The 17,321-nt window shown below is 38.9% G+C and carries 15 protein-coding genes and 1 pseudogene; 15 read left to right on the top strand and 1 reads right to left on the bottom strand.

Features of this window, described 5'->3' with window-relative positions:
* Positions 1 to 6 precede the first annotated feature (6 nt).
* Complete coding sequence (locus AC01GB_RS00960; protein WP_474449855.1) at positions 7 to 750, top strand: type 2 GTP cyclohydrolase I; 744 nt, start codon at positions 7 to 9, stop codon at positions 748 to 750.
* A 140-nt stretch (positions 751 to 890) separates the two neighbouring features.
* On the opposite strand, the gene AC01GB_RS00965 is transcribed toward AC01GB_RS00960, so the two are convergent.
* Positions 891 to 2,186, bottom strand: a complete 1,296-nt coding sequence (locus tag AC01GB_RS00965) for a citrate synthase (RefSeq protein ID WP_474449856.1) — start codon at positions 2,184 to 2,186, stop codon at positions 891 to 893.
* 614 nt (positions 2,187 to 2,800) lie between these two features.
* Here AC01GB_RS00965 and sdhC point away from each other — a divergent pair.
* From sdhC to tolQ, 14 genes and pseudogenes are all read left to right on the top strand, one after another.
* Entirely contained in the window at positions 2,801 to 3,181 is a 381-nt protein-coding gene (gene sdhC, locus AC01GB_RS00970) for a succinate dehydrogenase cytochrome b556 subunit (protein WP_474449941.1), read from the top strand.
* On the top strand, positions 3,175 to 3,519 hold the full coding sequence (gene sdhD, locus AC01GB_RS00975; protein WP_474449857.1) for a succinate dehydrogenase, hydrophobic membrane anchor protein: 345 nt from the start codon (positions 3,175 to 3,177) through the stop codon (positions 3,517 to 3,519). Before sdhC ends, sdhD begins: the two co-directional genes overlap by 7 nt.
* On the top strand, positions 3,520 to 5,286 hold the full coding sequence (gene sdhA / locus AC01GB_RS00980; RefSeq protein ID WP_474449858.1) for a succinate dehydrogenase flavoprotein subunit: 1,767 nt from the start codon (positions 3,520 to 3,522) through the stop codon (positions 5,284 to 5,286).
* A 36-nt stretch (positions 5,287 to 5,322) separates the two neighbouring features.
* Positions 5,323 to 6,039: a succinate dehydrogenase iron-sulfur subunit gene (locus AC01GB_RS00985; RefSeq protein WP_474449859.1), complete on the top strand. Its 717-nt coding sequence runs from the start codon at positions 5,323 to 5,325 to the stop codon at positions 6,037 to 6,039.
* A 283-nt stretch (positions 6,040 to 6,322) separates the two neighbouring features.
* A complete protein-coding gene (gene sucA / locus AC01GB_RS00990; RefSeq protein ID WP_474449860.1) occupies positions 6,323 to 9,133 on the top strand; it encodes a 2-oxoglutarate dehydrogenase E1 component in 2,811 nt (936 codons plus the stop codon).
* Positions 9,134 to 9,143: 10 nt separating this feature from the next.
* Complete coding sequence (gene odhB, locus AC01GB_RS00995; protein ID WP_474449861.1) at positions 9,144 to 10,373, top strand: 2-oxoglutarate dehydrogenase complex dihydrolipoyllysine-residue succinyltransferase; 1,230 nt, start codon at positions 9,144 to 9,146, stop codon at positions 10,371 to 10,373.
* 133 nt (positions 10,374 to 10,506) lie between these two features.
* Positions 10,507 to 11,673 carry an ADP-forming succinate--CoA ligase subunit beta gene (gene sucC / locus AC01GB_RS01000; RefSeq protein WP_474449862.1) on the top strand — a complete coding sequence of 389 codons (1,167 nt, stop codon included), beginning with the start codon at positions 10,507 to 10,509 and terminating at the stop codon, positions 11,671 to 11,673.
* 3 nt (positions 11,674 to 11,676) lie between these two features.
* Positions 11,677 to 12,552, top strand: a complete 876-nt coding sequence (gene sucD / locus AC01GB_RS01005) for a succinate--CoA ligase subunit alpha (protein ID WP_474449864.1) — start codon at positions 11,677 to 11,679, stop codon at positions 12,550 to 12,552.
* A gap of 582 nt (positions 12,553 to 13,134) precedes the next feature.
* Entirely contained in the window at positions 13,135 to 14,700 is a 1,566-nt protein-coding gene (cydA, locus tag AC01GB_RS01010) for a cytochrome ubiquinol oxidase subunit I (protein WP_474449865.1), read from the top strand.
* A 17-nt stretch (positions 14,701 to 14,717) separates the two neighbouring features.
* On the top strand, positions 14,718 to 15,857 hold the full coding sequence (cydB, locus tag AC01GB_RS01015) for a cytochrome d ubiquinol oxidase subunit II (RefSeq protein ID WP_474449867.1): 1,140 nt from the start codon (positions 14,718 to 14,720) through the stop codon (positions 15,855 to 15,857).
* A gap of 12 nt (positions 15,858 to 15,869) precedes the next feature.
* Positions 15,870 to 15,992 (top strand): cytochrome bd-I oxidase subunit CydX, encoded by a 123-nt coding sequence (gene cydX / locus AC01GB_RS01020; RefSeq protein ID WP_474449868.1) that lies wholly within the window; start codon positions 15,870 to 15,872, stop codon positions 15,990 to 15,992.
* A 2-nt stretch (positions 15,993 to 15,994) separates the two neighbouring features.
* On the top strand, positions 15,995 to 16,294 hold the full coding sequence (gene ybgE, locus AC01GB_RS01025) for a cyd operon protein YbgE (RefSeq protein ID WP_474449869.1): 300 nt from the start codon (positions 15,995 to 15,997) through the stop codon (positions 16,292 to 16,294).
* A gap of 112 nt (positions 16,295 to 16,406) precedes the next feature.
* Positions 16,407 to 16,544: pseudogene (locus tag AC01GB_RS01030) on the top strand (hotdog domain-containing protein); the annotation flags it as partial.
* 76 nt (positions 16,545 to 16,620) lie between these two features.
* A complete protein-coding gene (gene tolQ / locus AC01GB_RS01035) occupies positions 16,621 to 17,304 on the top strand; it encodes a Tol-Pal system protein TolQ (protein ID WP_474449870.1) in 684 nt (227 codons plus the stop codon).
* Positions 17,305 to 17,321 lie beyond the last annotated feature (17 nt).

Here is a 17,321-nt window from a genome sequence, read left to right on the forward strand (position 1 = left end):
TAAGTAATGCAGAATATTGAATTAGAACAACTAATCAATACGCACTTGAATATTTATGAATATCAAGACTATGCGCCCAATGGGCTTCAGGTGGAAGGGCGATCGGAGGTAAAAAAAATCGTGACTGGTGTGACTGCATCGCAAGCGTTACTTGATGAAGCGGTAAAATTAGCTGCAGATGCGATTATTGTTCATCATGGTTATTTTTGGAAAAATGAAGCCGCCGTTATTCTTAATATGAAGCGTAATCGATTAAAAACATTGCTTTGTAATGATATTAACCTTTATGGTTATCATTTGCCCCTTGATGCCCATCCCATTTTGGGTAATAACGCGCAGTTGGGGAATATCATGGGGGTTCGGTTTGAAAAGCTTATTTCGCCTTTATTGCCAATGGGTAGTTTTGCTCAATCGATAACGGCTGATGATTTAATGTCGCGTTTAACCAATAAGTTAGCTCGTCAACCCTTGTATTGTGGTGATAATGGCCAAAAAGAGATCAGTACCATTGCCTGGTGTACAGGGGGCGGACAAAATTTTATTCAACAAGCAGCCGAGGCAGGTGTTGATGCTTTTGTGACAGGTGAAGTTTCTGAACAAACAATCCATATCGCCAGAGAAATGGGGATCCATTTTTATGCCGCAGGTCATCATGCAACGGAGCGATTTGGCGTTAAAATGTTAGGTGAATGGCTGCAAAAAGATTATGGATTTGAGGTGACTTTTATCGATATAGCCAATCCTGCCTAATTTTTATAAAGATAAACACCAAGCCAGCTAAAAAGTATTAAAACCAAGGGTTATCGCTAAACTGTGTCTTGTATTCTATATGATGATTCTTTATGCAAAATAAAATAGTAAGACACAGTTTATTTATCAATAATAATTAACTATTTTTTGGTTAAATCGCTATGAAAATCTCTTTGTTTATAGCCGGTATATAATTGACGGGGACGTGCTATTTTTAATTCTTCATCATGCATTTCGTTCCAGTGAGCAATCCAACCAATTGTACGAGCAATAGTAAAAATAACCGTAAACATGGTTGTTGGGATCCCTATTGCTTTTAAAATGATGCCAGAATAGAAATCCACATTGGGATAAAGTTTTTTCTCAATAAAATAGGGGTCATTTAGGGCTATATGTTCTAACTGCTTGGCGACTTCTAATATATTATCATTTAATTTAAGTTCTTTAAGTACTTCATCGCAGGTCTGTTTCATCACAGTTGCGCGGGGATCATAATTTTTATAAACCCGATGGCCAAATCCCATTAAACGGAAGGGATCATCTTTGTCTTTTGCCCGTTTGATAAATTTAGGAATATTTTCGACAGTTTGAATCTCTTCTAGCATGCGTAAACAGGCTTCATTGGCACCACCGTGAGCCGGCCCCCAAAGAGAGGCGATTCCAGCAGCAATACAAGCAAATGGGTTAGCGCCAGAAGAACCAGCAGTTCTTACTGTTGAAGTTGATGCATTTTGTTCATGATCAGCATGCAGAATAAAAATGCGATCCATGGCCCGTTCGATGATCGGATTAACCTGATATTTTTCACAAGGTGTAGCAAACATCATATGAAGGAAATTCGCAGAATAAGAGAGGGAATTTTGTGGGTAAATAAAAGGTTGACCAATAGAGTATTTATAACACATTGCTGCAACGGTAGGCATTTTTGATAGTAATCTAAATGCCGCTATTTCACGATGACGCGGATTATTAACATCCAATGAGTCGTGATAGAAAGCCGCTAGTGCGCCGGTTACACCACAAAGGATTGCCATTGGATGAGAATCACGACGGAAACCTAGCAAAAGCCGAGTAATTTGATCGTGGATCATTGTATGTTCAGTGACAATTTTTTTAAAGTTATCATAGTCGTTTTGTGAAGGTTTTTCACCGTAAAGTAGTATATAACAAACTTCTAAATAAGTAGAATTGGTAGCCAAGTGATCAATAGGATATCCGCGGTGCAAAAGAATACCTTTATCTCCATCTATATAGGTAATTTTAGACTCGCAGGATGCGGTTGAGGTAAAGCCAGGATCATAGGTAAAATAACCTTTGGAGCCTAATCGTCGGACATCAATTACATCGATCCCAAGTGTAGGGTTTAGTACTTCAAGCTCAATTTTTTCTGCATCTTTATCGACTAATTCTATAGTCTTTTTTTCTTTGCCTGCCATTACGGGTTTCCTTAGCGCTAAAACGCAATTTCTGACAACCATGAAAGCATGATAAAACGCTTAGAAATTGCATGATATTTTATTTATTAAAAGGCTTGAATCATGTTTTTAACGAAGTTTTTATCTAATAAAATTTTTTATTAACAATTCATAATCTATTCTGTTCCTTATATATTTTAAATTATACCAACAATAACATTAGTTTTTTATGGATAACAATCTAGCATTTTTATTTTACATAATTTCTTCTTTTGTGTGGCGATAATTACTAATTAATTCAACTTAATCATATGTAAGATAAATGTTTTTTTCTTGTCAAATTACATTATCAATTTAATGACCGATGTTTAAATCGTGATCACACTCACTGTTCAAGCTAAATCCCTCTAAACATAATGTGTTGTAATTGTAATGAGCATGTGAAGGTCATATACTGCAAATGAGGTCTCCGGATTACCTTGTGGTAGGAGTACCCAGCGTTAATGAGTAACAACTTTTGCCAATATGTTAGGGATTAATTTATAAGCTGAGTTGTGCTTTGTTACCACGATCGCTGTTTTATTTCTGCTCCAGGTCCGGAGGTAGTAAAACAATAAAGAGCTGTTTGGACATAAATTGTGAAAAAACAAAGACCTATCAATCTTCAATTGCAGACAATTCATTTTTCGATTACTGCAATAGCTTCGATTTTACATCGTGTCTCTGGCGTTATTACTTTTATTGCGGTCGGTATTTTGTTATGGCTGCTGGGATTATCGCTTTCTTCACTGGAAGGCTTTCAATATGCTACTGAAATTATGGGTAGCTTTTTTATAAAATTCATTATTTGGGGTGTCTTGACTGCACTAATATATCATATTTGTGGCGGTATTCGTCATATGTTAATGGATTTTGGTTTTATCGATGAGAGTTTGTCTGTGGGACGTATTTCAGCGATAGTTGCGTTTATTATCACCGCTATTTTGTCGATCTTAGCGGGGGTTTTTGTATGGTAGTTAATGCATCAACATTAGGCCGCACTGGCACACAAGATTGGCTACTACTTCGTGCGTCTGCCATTATTATTGCCCTTTATACTTTTTATATTGTTAGTTTTATAGTCACAACTGATTTAAATTATACTGTTTGGCGGACTTTTTTTGCTTTTCCAATAACAAAAATTTTTACTATTTTAACGCTCATTTCCATATTAATGCATGCCTGGATAGGTTTATGGCAAGTATTAACCGATTATGTTAAGTCAATCGCCTTGCGATTATCATTACAACTATTTTTTATTGTTATATTAATGACTTATTTAATTTATGGAACAATAGTGGTGTGGGGAGCGTAAATGAAATTACCAGTAAGAGAGTTTGATGCCGTTGTTATTGGTGCTGGTGGGGCTGGGATGCGAGCTGCGTTGCAAATTTCTCAGTTAGGTTTGTCATGTGCATTAATTTCTAAAGTTTTCCCGACACGTTCACACACCGTATCTGCTCAGGGCGGGATCACCGTTGCGTTAGGTAATACGCATGAAGATGATTGGCAATGGCATATGTATGATACTGTCAAGGGCTCTGATTATATAGGTGATCAAAATGCCATCGAATACATGTGCAAAACCGGACCTGAGGCCATACTAGAACTTGATCATATGGGGTTACCATTTTCACGTTTAGACGACGGTCGTATTTATCAACGTCCATTTGGTGGCCAGTCAAAAAATTTTGGTGGTGAGCAAGCCGCTCGCACCGCGGCGGCGGCGGATAGAACTGGCCATGCCCTTTTGCATACTCTTTATCAACAGAATTTAAAAAACCATACTACGATTTTCTCCGAATGGTATTCACTTGACTTAGTTAAAAATCAGAATGGTGACATAGTCGGTTGTACCGCATTATGTATGGAATCCGGTGAGGTTGTTTACTTTAAAGCTAAAGCTACTATTCTTGCGACAGGTGGAGCGGGAAGAATTTATCAATCAACAACTAATGCCCATATTAATACCGGTGACGGTGTTGGCATGGCCGTCAGGGCAGGTGTGCCATTGCAGGATATGGAAATGTGGCAATTTCATCCAACTGGAATTGCTGGTGCGGGTGTATTAGTGACAGAGGGATGTCGGGGAGAGGGCGGCTATTTACTTAATAAAGATGGCGAGCGCTTTATGGAGCGTTATGCGCCTAATGCAAAAGATTTGGCTGGCCGCGATGTTGTTGCTCGCTCAATTATGATAGAGATCCGTGAAGGAAGGGGATGTGATGGCTCCTGGGGACCACATGTTAAATTAAAACTGGATCATTTAGGTAAAGAAGTGTTGGAATCACGATTACCCGGTATTCTCGAATTATCCAGGACTTTTGCTCATGTTGATCCGGTTAAAGAACCGATTCCTGTTATCCCTACTTGTCATTATATGATGGGTGGGATCCCAACTAAAGTAACCGGACAGGCATTGATGATTAATGAAAAAGGTGAAGATGTTGTGATCCCGGGATTATTTGCTGTTGGTGAAATAGCTTGTGTTTCCGTTCATGGAGCAAACCGTTTGGGCGGAAATTCATTGCTTGATTTGGTGGTATTCGGGCGTTCTGCCGGTTTACATCTGAAAGAATCTTTACTGGAACAAGGCTCAATGCGGGATGCAAGTGAATCTGATATTGATGCGGCCTTAATGCGTTTAAATCGCTGGGATAATACACAAAGCGGTGAAGATCCGGTAGAAATTCGCAAAGCATTACAAGCCTGTATGCAACATAATTTTTCCGTTTTTCGTGAAGGCGATGCGATGGCTAAGGGCTTAGAAGAATTAAAGGTAATTCGTGAACGTTTGAAAAATGCCCGTTTGGATGATACTTCACGCGAATTTAATACCCAACGCATTGAATGTTTAGAGCTGGATAATTTGGTAGAAACAGCGTTTGCAACGGCAGAGGCGGCAAATTTTCGTACTGAAAGTCGGGGAGCACATAGTCGTTTTGACCACCCTGATCGTGATGATACAAATTGGTTATGTCATACGCTATATTTACCACAGTCTGAAACTATGACTCGCCGAGCAGTCAATATGCAACCTGAGTTACGTGATCCCTTCCCACCTAAAATACGTACTTATTAATGCGTGGCGTTAATAGTGTTGCGGAGAAAGTAGATTATGAAAATTGAATTTTCCATTTATCGTTACAACCCAGACGTCGATAATATGCCACGTATGCAAGACTACAGTTTGGAGATCGCTAAAGGGCGTGACATGATGTTGCTGGATGCTTTAATCCAACTAAAAGAAAAAGATTCTACTTTAGCATTTCGTCGTTCTTGTCGTGAAGGCGTTTGTGGTTCTGATGGATTAAATATGAATGGTAAAAATGGTTTGGCCTGCATTACTCCATTGTCAGCTTTGTGTCGTGATAAAAAAAAGGTTGTTGTGCGCCCATTGCCAGGCTTACCGGTTGTTCGAGATTTAATTGTTGATATGGCTCAATTTTATACTCAATATGAAAAAATTCGTCCTTACCTTATCAATGATGGTAAGGATTCACCAGCTCGTGAGTATTTACAGACTCCTGCACAACGAGAAAAATTGGATGGCTTATATGAGTGTATTCTTTGTGCTTGCTGTTCAACCTCATGCCCATCATTTTGGTGGAATCCGGATAAATTTATTGGTCCTGCCGGTTTATTAGCTGCTTATCGTTTTTTAATAGATAGTCGGGATACCGAAACCGATAACAGATTAGATAATTTAAATGACGCTTTTAGTGTATTTCGCTGTCATAGCATTATGAATTGTGTCAGTGTTTGTCCAAAAGGTTTAAATCCAACTAAAGCTATTGGGCACATTAAATCGATGTTATTAAAGCGTAGTGCATAGTTTTGGCAAAAATTCCCGTAATCGAAATATTACGGGAAATAAAAAATGGAAAACTATTATTTAAAATTGATATTTATTTTGTGTGGTAAATTACAGAAGGAGCCTTTAAAAACCGGTTGCGGTTTTTAAAGGTTCTTTTAAATAAGGGGAATTTAATTAAGCGCTCCTTTATTAATAATCGTGCATAGAACACGTTCAAAGAATCTTTATTGAAACCGTCTATATAAAAAGCGGTACTGTTAACTACGACGAAAACTAAAGCCTATAAGCTTAAGGGATCACAATGCACAACGGCGTAATGAAGGACTGGCTAGATTCAAGTTTTCTAGCTGGTGCAAATCAGTCTTATATCGAACAGCTTTATGAAGACTACTTAATTGACCCTAATTCCGTTAATGCAGACTGGCGAGACTTTTTTAATAAACTACCAGGTGCAAGCTCCAACGGTGAATACTCCTATTCTCAAACACGTGAATATTTTCGTTCATTGGCGAAAGATTCTACACGTTATCAAACTTCGGTTAGTGATCCGTCTTTGGATGCGAAGCAAGTTAAAGTCCTCCAATTAATAAACGCATTTCGTTTTAGAGGACATCAAAATGCAAATCTTGATCCATTAGAGCTTTGGAAACAAGAAACTGTACCTGATTTAGATCCTGCATTTCATGATTTAACCGATGCTGATTTTGAAAAAACGTTCAATGTTGGTTCTTTTGCTATTGGGCAGGAAACAATGAAATTAAGTGAGCTGTATACTGCACTGAAGCGTATTTATTGCGCTTCAATTGGTGCCGAATACATGCATATTACTAATACTGGAGAAAAACGTTGGATCCAACAGCGCCTAGAACTGGCAACAACGGTTAGTCAACAATTTAGCAAACAAGAAAAGATCCGCTTCTTATCAGAATTAACTGCAGCTGAAGGATTAGAGCGTTATCTTGGGGCAAAATTTCCTGGTGCAAAACGTTTTTCCCTTGAAGGAGGTGATTCGCTCATTCCCATGTTAAAAGATTTGATCCGTTATGCAGGTCAACAGGATACGCGTGAAGTCGTATTGGGAATGGCGCACCGTGGGCGATTAAATGTTTTAGTTAACATTTTAGGTAAGCAACCAAAAGAGCTGTTTGATGAGTTTGCAGGTAAGCATAAAGATCATTTAGGTACTGGTGATGTTAAATATCATCAGGGCTTTTCTTCTGATTTTAAAACAGAAGGTGCTTTGGTTCATTTAGCTTTAGCTTTTAATCCATCACATTTAGAAATAGTTAGTCCAGTAGTCATCGGTTCTGTCCGTGCTCGTCGTGATCGTTTAGATGAAGGTTGTAGTAATATGGTACTGCCTATTACTATCCATGGTGATGCAGCGGTAACAGGCCAGGGAGTCGTTCAGGAAATGCTGAACATGTCTCAGGCTCGTGGTTATGAGGTTGGCGGTACAGTGCGGATCGTGGTTAATAATCAGATAGGTTTTACCACATCCAATCCTAAAGATGCACGTTCAACACAATATTGCACTGATATCATGAAAATGGTGCAATCACCTATTTTTCATGTTAATGCCGATGATCCAGAAGCGGTTGCTTTTGTTACTCGATTGGCATTAGATTTTCGCAATAAATTTAAACGCGATGTGGTCATTGATTTAGTTTGCTATCGTCGCCATGGTCATAATGAGGTGGATGAGCCGAGTGCTACCCAACCAATTATGTATCAAAAAATTAAAAAACATGCGACACCGCGTAAAATTTATGCGGATAAATTGATAGCGGAAAAGACAGTTTCTAGCGATGAAGTAACAGAAATGGTTAATCTTTACCGTGATAAGTTAGATCACGGTGATTGTGTCGTTGATGAATGGCGTCCAATGGGAACTGACTATTCGGTCTGGAAACCCTATTTAAATCATGAATGGCATGATGCTTACCCTGCTAAAGTTAAAAAGAAACGACTACAAGACTTAGCTAAACGTTTAAGTACTATTCCGGCAGAGATTGTCATGCAGCCTCGGGTTGAAAAAATTTACAGTGATCGCCTGGCAATGGCGAACGGTAAAAAATTGCTTGATTGGGGTGCAGCAGAAACTTTGGCTTATGCAACATTAGTTGATGAAGGGAGACAAGTTCGTTTATCAGGTGAAGATGCCGGCCGAGGTACTTTTTTTCATCGTCATGCCGTTATTCATAATCAAACTAATGGTTCAGTTTATGTCCCTCTGGCTAATATACGTGAAAATCAAGGAATATTTGACGTCTGGGATTCCGTTTTGTCTGAAGAAGCAGTACTTGCTTTTGAATATGGTTATGCATCAGCCGAGCCACGGGTTTTGACTATTTGGGAAGCTCAGTTTGGTGATTTTGCTAATGTGGCGCAAGTAGTTATCGATCAGTTTATTAGTTCTGGTGAACAGAAATGGGGGCGATTGTGTGGATTGGTGATGCTGTTACCCCATGGTTATGAAGGACAAGGTCCGGAGCACTCCTCAGCCCGTTTAGAGCGTTATTTACAATTATGTGCGGAACAAAATATGCAAGTCTGTGTTCCGTCTACTCCAGCTCAGGTCTATCATATGCTCCGTCGTCAAATACTTCGTAATATGCGACGTCCATTGATTGTTATGTCACCCAAATCATTACTGCGTCATCCTCTTGCGGTTTCTAGTTTGGAGGAGTTAGCAAATGGTGAATTCCAGCCGATAATTAATGAAATTGATCCCATAGATGCGAAAAAGGTCAAACGTGTCGTTTTATGTTCAGGTAAAGTTTATTATGATCTACTTGAACAACGTCGTGAAAACAAACAAAAAAATATCGCTATCGTTCGTATTGAACAATTATATCCATTTCCCCAGAAAGATTTAGAAACTACGCTCAAGCCTTATGCGCATGTTCGCGTTTTTGTCTGGTGTCAAGAGGAACCTCTCAATCAGGGGGCATGGTACTGTAGTCAGCATAATATTCGGGAAGCAATTCCAAAAGGTTCATTATTAAGTTATGCGGGACGCCCCGCATCTGCTTCACCAGCCGTAGGCTACGCGTCTGTTCATCAAGAACAGCAAAAAGCATTGGTTGATGATGCACTAAAAATAAATTAAAGGATAGAAAATGAGTAACATAGAAATTTTTGTTCCTGATCTTCCTGAATCTGTTGCAGATGCTACAGTTGCAACTTGGCACAAGAAACCAGGTGATCGGGTAGAGCGTGATGAAGTGTTAGTGGAAATTGAAACGGATAAAGTTGTACTGGAAGTACCAGCAGCAGATTCAGGTATTCTGGAATCAATTTTAGAAGAAGAGGGAGCTACTGTTTTATCAAAACAGCTATTGGGTCGCATACATCTTAGTGATAGTATCGGGATTTCTGCTGAGGTAAAAGAGACTACTGAGTCAGCGCCAGCGAAACGCCAGACTGCTAGCTTTGTGGAAGAGAGTCATAGTGCACTAACACCGGCTGTCCGTCGTTTAATTGCAGAACATGATTTAAATCCGAGCAATATCAAAGGTAGCGGCGTAGGTGGGCGTATAACGCGTGATGATGTTGAGAAATATATTAAAAACCAATCAACAGCAAGCGAAAATAGACCGATTAAGCAACAGAATGAAGCACCTACAACGCCATCATCAACTTCTTCTCATCGAAGTGAAAAACGGGTACCAATGACGCGTTTGCGTAAGCATATAGCAGAGCGTTTACTGGAGGCAACAAATAATACTGCCATGTTGACTACCTTTAATGAAGTTAACATGAAGCCTGTTTTTGATTTGCGTAAACATTATGGTGAAAGCTTTGAAAAGCGGCATGGTGTGCGTTTGGGTTTTATGTCTTTTTATGTGAAAGCAGTTGTTGAAGCCTTAAAGCGTTATCCTGAAGTGAACGCATCGATTGATGGTTCAGATGTGCTTTATCATAGTTATTTTGATATTAGTATTGCTGTTTCCACACCTAGAGGTTTAGTTACACCAGTATTACGTGATGCAGATGCGCTTAGCATGGCAGAAATTGAAAAGCGTATTAAAGAGTTGGCAGTTAAGGGGCGTGACGGCAAATTAACGGTTGAAGAATTGACCGGTGGAAACTTCACTATTACTAACGGTGGTGTTTTTGGCTCTTTAATGTCAACTCCGATCGTTAATCCGCCGCAAAGTGCAATTTTAGGTATGCACGCAATCAAAGATCGGCCGATTGCCGTTGATGGTAAAATCGAAATCTTGCCAATGATGTATTTAGCACTTTCTTATGATCACCGTTTAATTGATGGACGTGAGTCTGTTAGCTTCTTGGTGACAATAAAGGACATGTTGGAAGATTCGGCTCGTTTATTGTTAGACGTCTAGATAACCAATTTAGAGTGAAGTTATTTACTCAGTCTGGAGCAAAGCTTGGTTAATTTTTTATTGACCAATGTTTAAATAAAAATATATAGAGAATTGTTAACTTTCTGTTAGGCTAAATTATGGGTAGTGCATCATGAACTTACACGAATATCAGGCAAAACAACTGCTTGCGCATTATGGTTTGCCAGTACCGACAGGTTATGCTTGTAAAACAGCAAAAGGGGCAGAAGAAGCAACAACAAAATTGGGTAATAGTCCTTGGGTTGTAAAGTGTCAGGTACATGCTGGTGGTCGAGGCAAAGCGGGTGGTGTAAAAGTTGTTAATAATCGCGACGAAATCCGGTTATTTGCTGAAAAGTGGTTAGGAAAACGCTTAGTGACTTACCAAACCGATTCCCATGGACAGCCCGTTAATCAAATTTTGGTAGAAGAAGCAACGGATATTGATAAAGAGCTTTATTTAGGTGCGGTGATAGATCGCGCCTCTCGTCGAATTGTCTTTATGACATCGACTGAAGGTGGGGTCGAAATTGAAAAAGTTGCAGCAGAGACACCAGAACTTATTCATAAGGCTATTATTGATCCATTAACCGGCCCTATGCCTTATCAAGGACGCGAGCTTGCTTTCAAGCTAGGTTTGAGCGGCAAACAAGTCCAGCAGTTTACCCAAATATTTATCGGATTAGCGACAATTTTTCTCGAGCGTGATCTGGCTTTAATCGAGATTAATCCTCTCGTGATAACTAAGCAAGGGGATTTAATCTGTCTGGATGGCAAGCTTAGTGTGGATAGCAATGCACTATACCGCCAAGTAGAATTAAAGGAGATGCGTGATATTTCTCAGGAAGATCCCCGTGAAGCCCATGCGTCGGAGTGGGAATTAAACTATGTTGCTTTAGATGGCAATATTGGTTGTATGGTTAATGGTGCCGGTTTAGCTATGGGAACCATGGACATTCTGAAGTTACATGGCGCTGCTCCAGCTAATTTTCTTGATGTGGGTGGTGGGGCAACTAAAGAACGTGTAGTAGAAGCATTTAAAATTATCTTATCTGATGAAAATGTTAGAGCTGTTTTGGTCAATATTTTTGGTGGTATTGTTCGCTGCGATTTGATTGCTGATGGTATTATTGGAGCAGTTAAAGAAAGTGGGGTAACAGTCCCGGTCATTGTTTGTCTTGAAGGCAATAATGCTGAGCTTGGTGCGCAAAAGTTAGCGGATAGTGGCCTAAAAATTACTGATGCAACCAGCTTGACCGATGCGGCAGAAAAAGCAGTAGCAGCAGCGGAGGTTAAATAAGTAATGTCTATTTTAATTGATAAAAATACTAAAGTTATCTGCCAGGGATTTACAGGTAGCCAAGGAACTTTTCATTCAGAGCAGGCAATTGCTTATGGGACAAAAATGGTCGGTGGTGTAACGCCAGGTAAAGGTGGAACAACACATTTAGGATTACCTGTTTTCAATACAGTCCGTGAAGCTGTACAAGCAACAGGTGCAACCGCATCGGTTATTTATGTTCCTGCTCCATTTTGTAAAGATTCGATTCTTGAAGCTATCAATAGTGGTATCAAACTGATTATTACCATTACCGAAGGGATCCCCACGTTAGATATGCTAACGGTGAAAGCAAAGCTAGATGAAACTGGGGTAAAAATGATAGGACCGAACTGTCCAGGTATTATTACCCCGGGTGAATGTAAGATTGGTATCCAACCTGGACATATTCATAAACCGGGTAAAGTAGGTATTGTATCGCGCTCTGGTACATTAACTTATGAAGCAGTTAAGCAGACAACTGATGCAGGATTAGGGCAATCTACTTGTGTTGGTATTGGTGGTGATCCTATTCCTTGTTCAAATTTTATTGATATATTGAAACTATTCCAGGCAGATCCCCAAACTGAAGCTATCGTTATGATTGGTGAAATTGGTGGTACAGCGGAGGAAGAAGCGGCCACTTATATTAAACAACATATAACAAAACCGGTCGTTGCTTATATTGCAGGCGTAACAGCACCAAAAGGTAAGCGTATGGGGCATGCTGGCGCCATCATTGCTGGTGGCAAAGGTACTGCGGATGAAAAGTTTGCTGCATTAGAAGCAGCAGGTGTAAAAACTGTCCGTAGCTTAGCTGAGATTGGTGAAGCCGTTAAGCAATTAGTGACTAGTAAATAACTTGATTTCGACTATGATTAGTAAAAGCCACTCATAGATAGTGGCTTTTTTATGTTTAGGCCGTGAGTAATGCTGGTAAACTTGATTTTTTCGATATTAAAAGTGGTATTATGTGGATTAAAAATATCCTATTGATGGTTTTTTAAATAGCGTTTTGGCGAGTTTTCCCAAGTCAACAACAAGTACATGGTTAAAATGAATTATTGCTTATTTTCTTGGCATGAACAAAACAATAAACAGCTCTTTAATATATTGATGAATTTAATAAAAATTTATTTAAATCAAATAATAAAATAGGTTTTATTTATTTTTCGATGAAATTGTCGTTGATCAAATTTAGTCAGTATTTAAATGTAGCGGTATGTTGATTTAATCGCAAAATTTCAATCTTAATCGTATTAAATCTATTTATTATAAGTGTATATAAGCGTACTATTATTAAGATGTTTGTTGTATTTTGATAAATTTTTTATCGTTATTTTAAGATGTATAAAGCTGGTAGTTATGAGGCTTTCATCTTTTGCATTATGAAAGTCAGGTCGCCGCAAGTCGGTGTCTGCTTGTTAGGAGCAAGGAGTCAAGATGCTTGATATTGTCGAACTGTCCCGGTTACAGTTTGCCTTAACTGCAATGTATCATTTCCTGTTTGTACCATTAACACTTGGTATGTCGTTTTTACTAGCGATAATGGAAACGGTGTATGTCATTTCAGGTAAACAGATATATAAAGATATGACAAAATTCTGGGGTAAGTTATTTGCTATTAACTTTGCCTTAGGTGTTGCAACAGGTTTGACCATGGAATTCCAATTCGGGACTAACTGGTCATATTATTCACATTATGTTGGTGATATTTTTGGTGCGCCATTGGCAATTGAAGGATTAATAGCGTTCTTCCTGGAGTCAACATTTTTTGGTTTATTTCTTTTTGGCTGGGATCGTTTAAGTAAAACCCAACATTTAGCTAGCACATGGCTGGTTGCGTTAGGTTCTAATTTCTCTGCGCTGTGGATCTTAGTTGCTAATGGTTGGATGCAAAACCCGATTGCGTCTGATTTTAACTTTGAAAGCATGCGGATGGAAATGCTCAGTTTTTCAGAATTAGTTTTAAATCCCGTGGCACAAGTTAAATTTGTTCATACCGTTGCCGCAGGCTATTGTACAGGTGCCATGTTCGTCTTAGGCATCAGTGCTTATTACTTACTTAGAGGCCGTGATCGACCTTTTGCTAAACGCTCTTTCACAATAGCGGCAAGCTTTGGTATTGCTTCAGTACTATCTGTTATTGTTTTGGGTGATGAATCTGGCTATGAAATGGGTGATGTTCAGAAGAGCAAGTTAGCCGCCATTGAAGCTGAATGGGAAACCCAACCGCCGCCGGCTTCATTTAATCTTATTGCTGTGCCAAATAGCGAAAAAATGAAAAATGAATTCGCAGTAGAAATTCCATGGTTAATGGGAATTATCACTACCCGTTCTATTGATACCCCGGTTTTGGGTTTAAAAGATTTAATGGCGCAATATGAAGTTCGTATCCGCAATGGTATGAATGCCTATGCTCTGTTAAAAAAATTACAAGCTGGTGATAATGATCCTGCTATACGAAAAGCATTTGATGCGAATAAAAAAGATCTTGGTTATGGGTTGTTGTTAAAGCGCTATACACCTAATGTTATTGATGCCAGCGAAGAACATATTAAAGCGGCCGCTAAAGATAGTATTCCTAAAGTCGGGCCTCTATTCTGGGCATTTCGCATTATGGTGGCTTGCGGTTTCTTAATGTTACTTATTTTTGCTTTATCATTCTGGTCTGTTATTCGTAACCGCATTGGTGAGAAAAAATGGCTTTTACGTTTAGCCATGTTTGGTATTCCATTACCATGGATTGCCGTTGAAGCAGGTTGGTTTGTTGCTGAATATGGTCGTCAACCGTGGGCAATTGGTGAAATTTTACCGACAGCGGTTGCACATTCATCATTAAGTAGTGCAGATCTACTTTTCTCGATGGGGCTAATATGTGGTCTGTATACTTTGTTCTTGGTTATTGAATTGTTCCTAATGTTCAAATTTGCACGTAAAGGGCCGAGTAGTCTTAAAACAGGTCGTTATCATTATGAGCAACAAAATATTTCAGCCCAAGACGCTTAGTAAACAGGAGTCCATTCATGTTTGATTATGAAGTTCTAAGATTTATATGGTGGCTACTGATTGGTGTGTTGCTGATCGGTTTTGCCGTGACCGATGGTTTTGATATGGGTGTTGGTATCTTATTGCCATTTATGGGAAAAACTGATACTGAGCGTCGGATCATGATCAATTCAATCGCACCTCATTGGGATGGTAATCAGGTTTGGTTAGTAACTGCTGGTGGTGCACTATTTGCGGCTTGGCCGATGGTTTACGCTGCGGCATTCTCAGCTTTTTATGTTGCCATGATATTAGTCTTGGCTGCACTATTTTTCAGACCGGTAGGTTTTGATTATCGTTCTAAGCTTGAAAATTCCAAATGGCGCAATATGTGGGATCGTGGCATATTTATTGGTAGCTTTGTTCCTCCGTTGATCATTGGTGTTGCTTTTGGTAATTTGCTACAGGGCGTTCCTTTTACAGTTAATGACCTATTGTATTTGCATTATACCGGGACTTTCTTTGGTTTACTCAATCCTTATGGCTTATTAGCAGGCATTATTTCTATTACGATGATAATTACCCAAGGCGCGACTTATCTCCAAATGCGCATGCTAGGTGAATTACATCTACGTTCACGTAATATCACTTATATCACCGCCTTTTTCACCTTAATTACTTTTGCTGGAGCTGGTTTTTGGTTGATATATGGAATTGATGGTTATGCGATTAAAAGTACAATCGATACCTACGCTGTTTCTAATCCGTTACACAAAGAAGTAGCAAAAGAAGCAGGGGCATGGTTGGTTAATTTTAATAATAATCCAGGACTATGGTCATTACCGGCACTTGGTTTATTTTTTCCAATACTAACTATCCTATTTACCAAGCTTGATAAAGCAGGATGGGCATTTTTATTTTCATCACTGACAATTGCTTGTATTATTTTAACTTTCGGTATTAGTATGTTCCCATTCATTATGCCTTCAAATATACAGCCTAATGCCAGTTTGACGATTTGGGATGCCACGTCGAGCTTATTTACATTGCAAGTGATGACAGTTGTTGCCATCATTTTTGTGCCAATTATATTGGCGTATACTACCTGGTGTTATTACAAAATGTTTGGCCGAATTGACAAAACGCATATTGAAAATAACAAACATTCATTATATTAAGGAGCGAATGGCATGTGGTATTTTGCTTGGGTTTTAGGAACGCTTCTTGCCTGTAGTTTTGCTGTCATTGCAGCTCTGGCTATCGAACAGGTTGAGGCTAATGCTGCTAAGAAAGCTAAACATACTGGTGAATGATAATGGTAGACAAAATCTACTCATCAATGCATAAGGGTCCGTTTCCGATCCTTATGCTCTTTATGGCATTTGCCATGGCTTTTTGTGTAATCTGGGATCCAACCTTATTTGCCTCAAATACCAGTTTTCTTGCTGTATGGCAGGGGTTGTTGCTCATTTGGGCAACATGTAGTGGGATAATTTTTGGTATTGGGTTTTTACCTAAAAATGCTTTTTGGTGTTATCTTTTTCATCCTTTACCTGCTGTTTTGATCCTAGCTTGTGTACTATTTTATTTCTTTCGTATTAGTTTCATTTCATAAGATAAGTTTATATTTCATTATTTTTTTGTAACTTTATTTATAAATCATTCCAATAGATGATTCACTTAAGTATAGTGACGGGTAATTTATTGATAGCAAGGGGAGTAAAAATATGCTGTTTTGCTGGCCTATCCGTATTTATTATGGGGATACTGATGCGGGAGGTGTAGTTTATCATGCTCGGTATGCGCATTTTTTTGAACGTGCGAGAACGGAAATGTTGAGAGAAAAAGGATTTGCACAGCAGAAATAGTTATTGTTTCAATTGATACATTTAAAATGAAGCCAACTAGGCTTCCTGAGTCTATTGTCGCGGAGTTTAAGCAGTGACTGAAATGAATATTTTAGATTTATTCTTAAAAGCGAGTTTTTTGGTTCAACTTATCATATTGATTCTAATAGGATTCTCTATTGCTTCTTGGGCAATTATTATTCAACGAAGCAAAATTTTAAATGCCGCAACCCGAGAAACGGAAGCTTTTGAGGATCGTTTTTGGTCTGGTATTGAGCTATCTCGTCTCTATAAAGAATGTCAGGATCGGCGTAATGCATTAACGGGAGCAGAACAGATTTTCTATTCTGGATTTAAAGAGTTTGCTCGTTTACGTCAAGCCAATCTTCATACACCAGAAGCGGTGATGAATGGTGCTTCTAGAGCTATGCGAATATCGATGAATCGTGAATTAGAATCATTAGAGTCGCATATTCCTTTTTTAGGTACTGTAGGATCAATAAGTCCCTATATTGGATTATTTGGTACCGTTTGGGGAATTATGCATGCTTTCATTGCATTAGGCTCGGTTAAACAGGCAACATTACAAATGGTCGCCCCAGGTATTGCTGAAGCGTTAATTGCAACGGCAATCGGCTTGTTTGCGGCCATTCCAGCTGTGATGGCATATAACCGACTAAACCAGCGGGTGAATAAATTGGATCAAAGTTATGACAATTTTATGGAAGAATTTTTAGCCATCCTGCATCGTCAAGCTTTTGCTTCTGAAAAGCAATAAATGCGGAGAACAGAAAG

The organism is Candidatus Arsenophonus phytopathogenicus, from assembly GCF_056113345.1.

What these genes read in the sequence shown, in the direction of transcription:
- cydB (WP_474449867.1), top strand. Translation starts at nt 14,718, where the DNA reads ATGTTTGATTATGAAGTTCTAAGATTTATATGGTGGCTACTGATTGGT.
- sucC (WP_474449862.1), top strand. Translation starts at nt 10,507, where the DNA reads ATGAACTTACACGAATATCAGGCAAAACAACTGCTTGCGCATTATGGT.
- AC01GB_RS00985 (WP_474449859.1), top strand. Translation starts at nt 5,323, where the DNA reads ATGAAAATTGAATTTTCCATTTATCGTTACAACCCAGACGTCGATAAT.
- sucA (WP_474449860.1), top strand. Translation starts at nt 6,323, where the DNA reads ATGCACAACGGCGTAATGAAGGACTGGCTAGATTCAAGTTTTCTAGCT.
- cydA (WP_474449865.1), top strand. Translation starts at nt 13,135, where the DNA reads ATGCTTGATATTGTCGAACTGTCCCGGTTACAGTTTGCCTTAACTGCA.
- odhB (WP_474449861.1), top strand. Translation starts at nt 9,144, where the DNA reads ATGAGTAACATAGAAATTTTTGTTCCTGATCTTCCTGAATCTGTTGCA.
- AC01GB_RS00965 (WP_474449856.1), bottom strand. Translation starts at nt 2,186, where the DNA reads ATGGCAGGCAAAGAAAAAAAGACTATAGAATTAGTCGATAAAGATGCA.
- AC01GB_RS00960 (WP_474449855.1), top strand. Translation starts at nt 7, where the DNA reads ATGCAGAATATTGAATTAGAACAACTAATCAATACGCACTTGAATATT.
- sucD (WP_474449864.1), top strand. Translation starts at nt 11,677, where the DNA reads ATGTCTATTTTAATTGATAAAAATACTAAAGTTATCTGCCAGGGATTT.
- ybgE (WP_474449869.1), top strand. Translation starts at nt 15,995, where the DNA reads ATGGTAGACAAAATCTACTCATCAATGCATAAGGGTCCGTTTCCGATC.
- sdhD (WP_474449857.1), top strand. Translation starts at nt 3,175, where the DNA reads ATGGTAGTTAATGCATCAACATTAGGCCGCACTGGCACACAAGATTGG.
- cydX (WP_474449868.1), top strand. Translation starts at nt 15,870, where the DNA reads ATGTGGTATTTTGCTTGGGTTTTAGGAACGCTTCTTGCCTGTAGTTTT.
- sdhA (WP_474449858.1), top strand. Translation starts at nt 3,520, where the DNA reads ATGAAATTACCAGTAAGAGAGTTTGATGCCGTTGTTATTGGTGCTGGT.